Origin of the sequence: Rhodococcus sp. YH1 (assembly GCF_009939605.1) — a bacterium.
GTDB classification, from domain to species: Bacteria; Actinomycetota; Actinomycetes; order Mycobacteriales; family Mycobacteriaceae; genus Rhodococcus; species Rhodococcus aetherivorans.
In genome coordinates, this window is record NZ_WVTE01000125.1 from 1 (window position 1) to 6,735 (window position 6,735).

The 6,735-nt window shown below is 65.9% G+C and carries 7 protein-coding genes and 1 pseudogene; 4 read left to right on the top strand and 4 right to left on the bottom strand.

The annotated features are described in order from the left end of the window. Positions 1-532: pseudogene (locus AIIKEEIJ_RS11520) on the top strand (hypothetical protein); the annotation flags it as partial. Between the two features lie 114 nt (positions 533-646). On the opposite strand, the gene AIIKEEIJ_RS32565 reads toward AIIKEEIJ_RS11520, so the two are convergent. Further along, the gene (locus tag AIIKEEIJ_RS32565; RefSeq protein WP_174824741.1) at positions 647-1,015 is read right to left on the bottom strand and encodes a hypothetical protein; all 369 of its coding nucleotides are present in this window, start codon (positions 1,013-1,015) and stop codon (positions 647-649) included. On the opposite strand from AIIKEEIJ_RS32565, the gene AIIKEEIJ_RS32570 reads away from it, so the two are divergent. Beyond that, entirely contained in the window at positions 1,014-1,217 is a 204-nt protein-coding gene (locus tag AIIKEEIJ_RS32570) for a calcium-binding protein (protein ID WP_235194070.1), read from the top strand. The genes AIIKEEIJ_RS32565 and AIIKEEIJ_RS32570 overlap by 2 nt on opposite strands. Positions 1,218-1,280: 63 nt before the next feature. After that, positions 1,281-2,216, top strand: a complete 936-nt coding sequence (locus AIIKEEIJ_RS11530) for an HNH endonuclease (protein WP_235194071.1) — start codon at positions 1,281-1,283, stop codon at positions 2,214-2,216. A 593-nt stretch (positions 2,217-2,809) separates the two neighbouring features. On the opposite strand, the gene AIIKEEIJ_RS11535 is transcribed toward AIIKEEIJ_RS11530, so the two are convergent. After that, the gene (locus AIIKEEIJ_RS11535; protein WP_152103794.1) at positions 2,810-3,058 is read right to left on the bottom strand and encodes a hypothetical protein; all 249 of its coding nucleotides are present in this window, start codon (positions 3,056-3,058) and stop codon (positions 2,810-2,812) included. On the opposite strand from AIIKEEIJ_RS11535, the gene AIIKEEIJ_RS11540 reads away from it, so the two are divergent. Next, a complete protein-coding gene (locus AIIKEEIJ_RS11540; RefSeq protein WP_161995698.1) occupies positions 3,045-3,527 on the top strand; it encodes a hypothetical protein in 483 nt (160 codons plus the stop codon). The genes AIIKEEIJ_RS11535 and AIIKEEIJ_RS11540 overlap by 14 nt on opposite strands. 634 nt (positions 3,528-4,161) lie before the next feature. On the opposite strand, the gene AIIKEEIJ_RS11550 is transcribed toward AIIKEEIJ_RS11540, so the two are convergent. After that, positions 4,162-5,421: an iron chelate uptake ABC transporter family permease subunit gene (locus AIIKEEIJ_RS11550; protein ID WP_238406311.1), complete on the bottom strand. Its 1,260-nt coding sequence runs from the start codon at positions 5,419-5,421 to the stop codon at positions 4,162-4,164. Further along, positions 5,418-6,440, bottom strand: coding sequence for an ABC transporter substrate-binding protein (locus AIIKEEIJ_RS11555; protein WP_161995699.1), 1,023 nt, complete (start codon positions 6,438-6,440; stop codon positions 5,418-5,420). The genes AIIKEEIJ_RS11550 and AIIKEEIJ_RS11555 overlap by 4 nt, the downstream gene beginning before the upstream one ends. Positions 6,441-6,735 lie beyond the last annotated feature (295 nt).

Here is a 6,735-nt window from a genome sequence, read left to right on the forward strand (position 1 = left end):
GGCCGACGGCGTCGTGTTCATGTTCGATCCGCTCAAGGTCGAATCCGTCCGGCAGCAGCTCCACGACCTGGTCCCGGCTCAGGAACGCGTCGGCGGCGACCCCCGCTCGGTGCTGCGGACCGTGTTGTCCATCATCGGCGACAGCACACCGAATCTTGCGATCGTCCTCTCCAAGTTCGACGCCCTGCAGGCCCTCGAGCATGTCGACGGCAGCGACTGGAGCGAGATCATGTCACAGCGCGGCGCCGCGTTCTCCCGTGACCCGAGCCTGCAGTACGCGCCCTACAACGAATCCGATGGCAGACTGCTGCATGAGGAAGTCCGCAGCCTCCTCGACAAACTCGAAGCCCGCTCGATGGTGATGGCCGTCGACCAGCCGCACACCGGTGCCTCACTGCACAGCCGGTTCTTCGCCGTGTCGGCGCTCGGAGAGTCACCGGTCGGGGACCGACTGCACCACAGCGGGATCTCCCCCTTCCGATGCCTCGATCCGGTGCGGTGGGTGCTGGCGCAGCGTGGGGTGTGGACTTGAGACCAGGAATCGGAGAGTCCTGCGCAGGGCCTGTAACGAAGGCAAGTGCGTGACCGATTCCCTTGTGTCCAAAGAACTTTCTATTCCTTGGGGGAAGCGCGGTAGTCACCGCGTCTACCGACCAGCCCTTTGAAGGAGACACTGCATGCTGAGTACCGCTTCGCGTCTGCGTAGGACAGCTCGGGTGGGTGCCGAGAGGCACTTGCGGAACGTCGGGGTGCTCCTGGCGACCGCCAGCGCCGTGACACTGCTGTCCGGATGTGGAGCCGAGGCGGAGTCGGAGCCGTCGGCCGCCCCCACTGTCACGTCGACTTCGGCGAAGCCCGCCACGTCCTCCACTACTCGACCGGTCTTGCCGTCGTCGACGACCTCCACGCTTGCGCCTACATCGACCATTCCTCCGGCCCCGATTGCCGCTGCCACCAGCACCGTAGCGGCACAGCCGGTCGTGACGACTGTGCCCATGCCGCCGGTCGTCTGCATGAATCTCCAGGACGCACAGAACCTGATTCAGGAGCTCGGTGTGTTCTATTCGCGCAGCGTCGACGCCACCGGCCGGGGTCGAAATCAGGTGCTGGATTCGAACTGGATCGTGGTCGGGCAGACCCCGAGCGTGGGTGAGCCGGTCGGTGAAGGGGATGCGGTGCTTTCGGTGGTCAAGATCGGTGAACCCAACCCCTGCTGAGTCTCCTCGAACCGGAGCGGGCACGGAACGTGTTTGATCAATTCGTGTGCATGAAGGAGGACAGTGACAGACGCAGCGACAATTCGTGATGGCGTCGAAGACTTCGATACCCGGCTCCGACGCGAGGCGATGAGGTTCCTGGCTGTCCGAACCCACGACGGCCTCTACCCGATCTCGAAGGCGGAATTGCTCGACTTCGAGATCGACGGATCCATGTTCCGGCTGATGGACCCGCAGCGCGGCATCCGCAAGCCGCGCCAGCTGGCGTCTGCCCTGTCGATCAGCACGGTATTTCGTCGAAATGGGGAGAAGCGCCCTTACGAGGATGCGGTGGGACCGGACGGACTTCTCCGCTACAAATGGACGGGCGAGAATCCAGACCACATGGATAATCGTGGTCTGCGAGCCGCCATGGATCAACAGGCTCCGTTGATTTGGTTCTTCGGCGTCGGGCCGGGTCTGTTTCAACCAGTCTTTCCGGTCTACCTGGTGGCGGAAGAACCTGCGCTGCACCAATTCGTTGTTGCCACCGAGTTTGCCCGGGACTTACACCATGTCGATTCACAGGCTGAGGCGCAGCTCCGACGGTACGTGCTGGCAGAGACCAAACGGCGCCTGCACCAACCGGTCTTTCGGGCGACGGTCATGCGGGCATACGAAACCCATTGTGCGGTGTGCGCTCTGGGTCACGGTGAGCTGCTTGATGCGGCGCATATCGTGCCCGACTCCCACGAGGAAGGAATTGCGTCTGTCAGCAACGGGCTCGCACTGTGCAAGATCCATCACGCGGCCTACGATGCGCGGATCCTCGGAATCACGCCGGATTTTGTAGTGGAGATCCGACAAGATCTACTCGAGGAAGTTGACGGGCCGATGCTCGAACACGGTCTCAAGGAACGGCACGGCGAACGGCTCATGGTGCTCCCGACGTCTCGCGAGGAGCGACCAGACCGACGGTTGCTCGAGTTGAGCTATGGGCGATTCCGCTCGGTCGGCTGAGCGCCGATTGCCCAGCAGTGTGGAATCTGTCATTTGATCGGGACCTGAATACAACAGGTCTGGGTGCAGTGAAAGTGGATCCGGCGAGGGGTTTTCACCCGGCATCCGGAATCCGCATGCTGTCCGCTCGATCGTCTTGACGAGTCGGTTGTGGCCATCGACGCCGGTAAAGGGCTCACCGCTTGCGGGATGGCGTGACGAATGCGTCGAGTGAGCAGCTCGGCGGATCTCGAAGTCTATGCCCGGGTCTTGTCGCTCCCGGGAACGCGCGCCGGCGCCGGCTCGGTCGGATGACCCGTGGTTGACCCGTGGTCTGGGTTACGAACCCCGGTGCACGGTCGGCCATGACACGCCGCCCGACCGGTGGCGACTATAGTCAGCCACCGATCGGGCGGCGCCATCAATGGCCTTGCCAACCTGGGGAACTCAATCGGCCGGCAGTGCCGACTACCGGGAGTTGAGCGATCGACTCGGTTGAGGAGCCGCGAGGGCGGTCGTCCTCGCGGCAGTGCCGCTGCGCCTTGCGTCAGGGTGCGTCGCAAACCCGTCGGGTCAGGTTGCCCGTCCAAGATCGACGGGTCGGCCGAGTCCCATTAGATGATGCGTTCCGGCGAGCCCTCGTCCAGGTCGTCCTCGCGGGGGAGCTGCCCGTCTCGATCAACTGGCCGATCGATGATTCTCTTCGACAGTTCCGCGCTCACGCGTTCCGCACGGTTCCTGAGGAAGGCGTCATAGTCATCGGACCAGACGATCTTGAGCCGTCGTATTCCACCGGTCAACTGCGGTGCCGCGTCGGGGTGGTCCGCCACACCCTCAAGGACGTTGTCGATGACCGAGAACATGTCTGTGCCCGCCGCGCCGTATGCACCGGAGCCAGAGTCAGAGCCCGGGCCGGTTAGGAAGCCGCGGCGCTGGCCGTGGATCCTCGGCATCGTCGCCGTCCTCGCCGTGGGCGTGGGGATCGGTGTCGCCGGTACGCCCTCCGACGAGGAGAACCAGGCGATGATTGACACCTCCGTCGCTGCGGCGGTCTCCGATCAGCGCGCCCAACTCGCGGCCGAACAGGCGGAGGCCGCCGCAGCCCTCGACGACGCGAAAAAGCAGGCGGCGGCCGCCTCAACCGCGCAGCGCGCCGCCGACAACGCGCACGCGGCGGCAGGCTCACGTTCGGCGGAACTCGACAAGCGCAAGGCAGCGTTGCTGCCGAGGGAAGCCGATGCAGCCAAATCCACATTCGGCAACGGCATGCACCTCGTCGGACGCGACATCAACCCCGGGACGTATCGAACCGCCGGCGGATCGTACTGGTAATGGGAGCGACTTTCTGGTACTTCAGGAGAGTTCGACGACATCATCACCAACGATAATGTGTCAGGGGCGTCGGTGGTGACCATCAGTTCGTCGGACGTGGCTTTCAAGTCCAATGGTTGCGGAACGTGGACCAAGATCGGGTGAATGCCGGGCCATGAGCTGGTAGTTGCAGTATCTTCGGCGTCGCATTGCCATCGGATTTGACGGGATCAGTCCGGTGTCGGCTCGAAAGGATCGGAAACGCTGGTCGTTGCAGTAGTTTTCGCTTCGATCTGCGCCTAGAGCGTTGGCGATAGTGGGACACTTCGTCGATGAGGATTCCCATCGCGGTTGTCGCCTCGGTGGCTGTGGCCGTGCTCGGAGCATGCGGATCGTCGACCGGTGGTGACCCTGCTCCGGATCGCGCGGCAGCCCTTCCCAAGTCGACGACTGTTTCCACCTCCGCGGCGCGCGCGACGACGGCTCCGCCTGCCCCTCGAACCACACGTCAAGCGGCGTCGATGGCGGAGCAGTTCGAGCAAATGACTTCGACATCATGTCGCGAGGATGTGGATCCGGTCGCGTGTATGTATGAGCGGCGCGCGTATATCGAGTTCTTCGAGCGATCCGCGATGCGAAGCGTGGATGCGTCATATCACGAGAGCTTGAGCGAAATGCTCCAGCATGTGTACACGCAGCACGACGAATTCGTGGCGAAGGGATGCCCGGCGAACCCGAACGCCGATGAATGCAGAATTCCGCTCATGATCTCCGATACGGTGATGGTGACTCTGGGGACCTTGTTCTCCGTGGAATGAACATGCGCCGACATCCGGAGCGGCGTGGCGATCAGGGAGCTCCGAACCCATACGTGAAACTTCCGGTGCTCCAGTTCATGGTCGCGTGGTATTTGTAGCCGCTCATCGTGTAGCGCGAGCGCCCCGGCCACCGCCGCCACGGGTATCAGCCGGACGGTGTTGCGGCCGACGAGATGGCCGGCGATGTGCGGGATCAGCAGTCCGATGAATCCGACGGTCCCCGAGACGGCCACCGCCGCGGCGGTGAGCAGAGAGACCGCCAGCAGGATCAGGATGCGGAACCGCCGCACGTCCATTCCCAGGGCGGTCGCCCTGTCGTCGCCGACGAGCAGCAGGTTCAGCTGCCGGCCGCACAGCAGGACGCCGCCGCCGACGGTGAGCAGGACCAGCGCCGGCGCGGCGAGCATCGACCACGTCGCATCCCCGAATCCTCCTGCCAGCCAACGCATCACCGTACCGATCTGACGGTCGTCACCCAGGACCAGCAGGGTGAAGGTGGTCGCCGCGGAGAACACCATCGACATCGCCACGCCGACGAGGACGATCGCGGTGACGGCATGGGCGCGCAGACTCACCGCGATCGCGCCGGCGAGCGGAAACAGGGCTCCGAGGAAGGCCGCGAACGGCAGGGTGAACGCTCCGAGTGCGCCGCTGCCGACACCCAGGACCGTCACCAGCACCACCCCGAACCCGGCACCGGAGGACACGCCCAACAGGTAGGGGTCGGCCAGCGGGTTGCGGGTCACCGCCTGCGCCACCACCCCGGCGATCGCGAGCGCGGCACCGACGACGGCGGCCGTCAACGCCCGGGGCAGGCGTGATTCGACGACGATCGCTTCCCGCGCCGCGGTCCACCACGGCGTGAAGGCCCCCGGTGCGAGGCGGTGCGCGACGATCGCCCACACGTCGCCGAAGGGGATGTTCACCGTGCCCAGCGACACGGCGCCCGCCAGCGCCAGCACGAGTGCGGCGAGCAGCGGCGGCAGGATCAGCCACAGCGAACGACGCGCCGCGCCCCCGTCCCGTCCCCGCGCGGCCGGCGCCGCGGCGCCGGCGTGCGGCGCCGATGCGTCGGCCAGGGTACCGGCGGGGGTCATTCCGGATCCGTGAACGCGGCCGGGTGCAGTCCGCGGGCGATCGTCGCGACCGAGTCGACCATGCGCGAGCTCTCGAAGAAGTCGTCGAGCGGCACGACGACGAAACGATCGTTGCGCACGGCGGGCATGGTGGCCACGATCGGCTGGTTCTTCAGATAGGCGATCTTGTCCTCCGCGCTGGTCGCGCCGTAGTCGAGTACGACGATCGCCTCGGGTGCGCGCTCGCCGACGACCTCCCAGCCGGTGGTGAAGTACGGTTTCGGGCCTTCGGCGGTGATGTTGTCGGCGCCGGCGTATTCGGCGATGAGGTTGCCGATGCCCACGCCGCCGACCGAGAGCGGCTCGGCTTCGCCCGAGTCGTAGAAGAAGGTGCGCACCGGCGCGACGGCGGCCTGCTCCAGGCGGGCGCGTACCGCGTCGAGTTCCGCGGTAATCGATTCGGTCAGGGCCGCGGCCTGTTCCTCGGTACCGAGGAGGGCGCCGAGTTGGGCGAAGTCGTTCTCCAGCAACGCGATATCGGAGAAGCCGGCACCGCAGTACTCGGAGAACAGGAACGTGCGGATACCCGCCTGCTCGAGTGCGTCCCGCCCGCGTCCGGTCTTGTCGTCGAATGCGCTGCGCATCCCGCCGACGACCAGATCCGGGTCGAGGTCGCGGATCTGCTCGTACGTGGGGTACTCGGCAGCCAGCGACGGAATCGCCCGGAACTGCTCGGCCGTCTCGGGCAGCGGGTCGTCCTTCTCGCCGTAGCCCATACCGACGATGCGATCCCCCACGCCCATCTGGATCAGGGTTTCGGTGACGTGGTCGTTCATCGACACGATCCGCTGCGGGGGCGCGTCGTAGGTCGCGGTGCGTCCGCAGTTGGTGATCGTCACCGGTTCGCCGAAGGCCGCGGCCGGCGGGGTGGCGCCGGTGTCTGCGCCCCGCGAGCAACCCGACAGGGCCGCGGTGGCGACGGTCAGGGCGGCGAGAACCGCGGCGGCGTCTCGCACGGGACGGCGGAAGTCGACGGGCATGGGACCTCGTGCTCTGCTCAGGTGGCACGAGGCAGACTCCGGCACGGCAGCGACCCCGGACAGCGGGCACCGGCTACCCTGCTGGACTCCATCTCGTAGACCACGACGAAATACCGGAGTCGCGCACCCCCGTGCAGGCGATCGGGCTCACCGTCGGATGGACGGCCTACCGTTGCGGGTCAGCGCCGGACTCGGACCCGCGCACCGGTGGCCGACCCTGCGATGCGAGCCGGCCGCCGACATGCATAATGGCCGCAGCGTTGCTGACGCCCGTGCAGGGAAAGTCCGGTCCGAG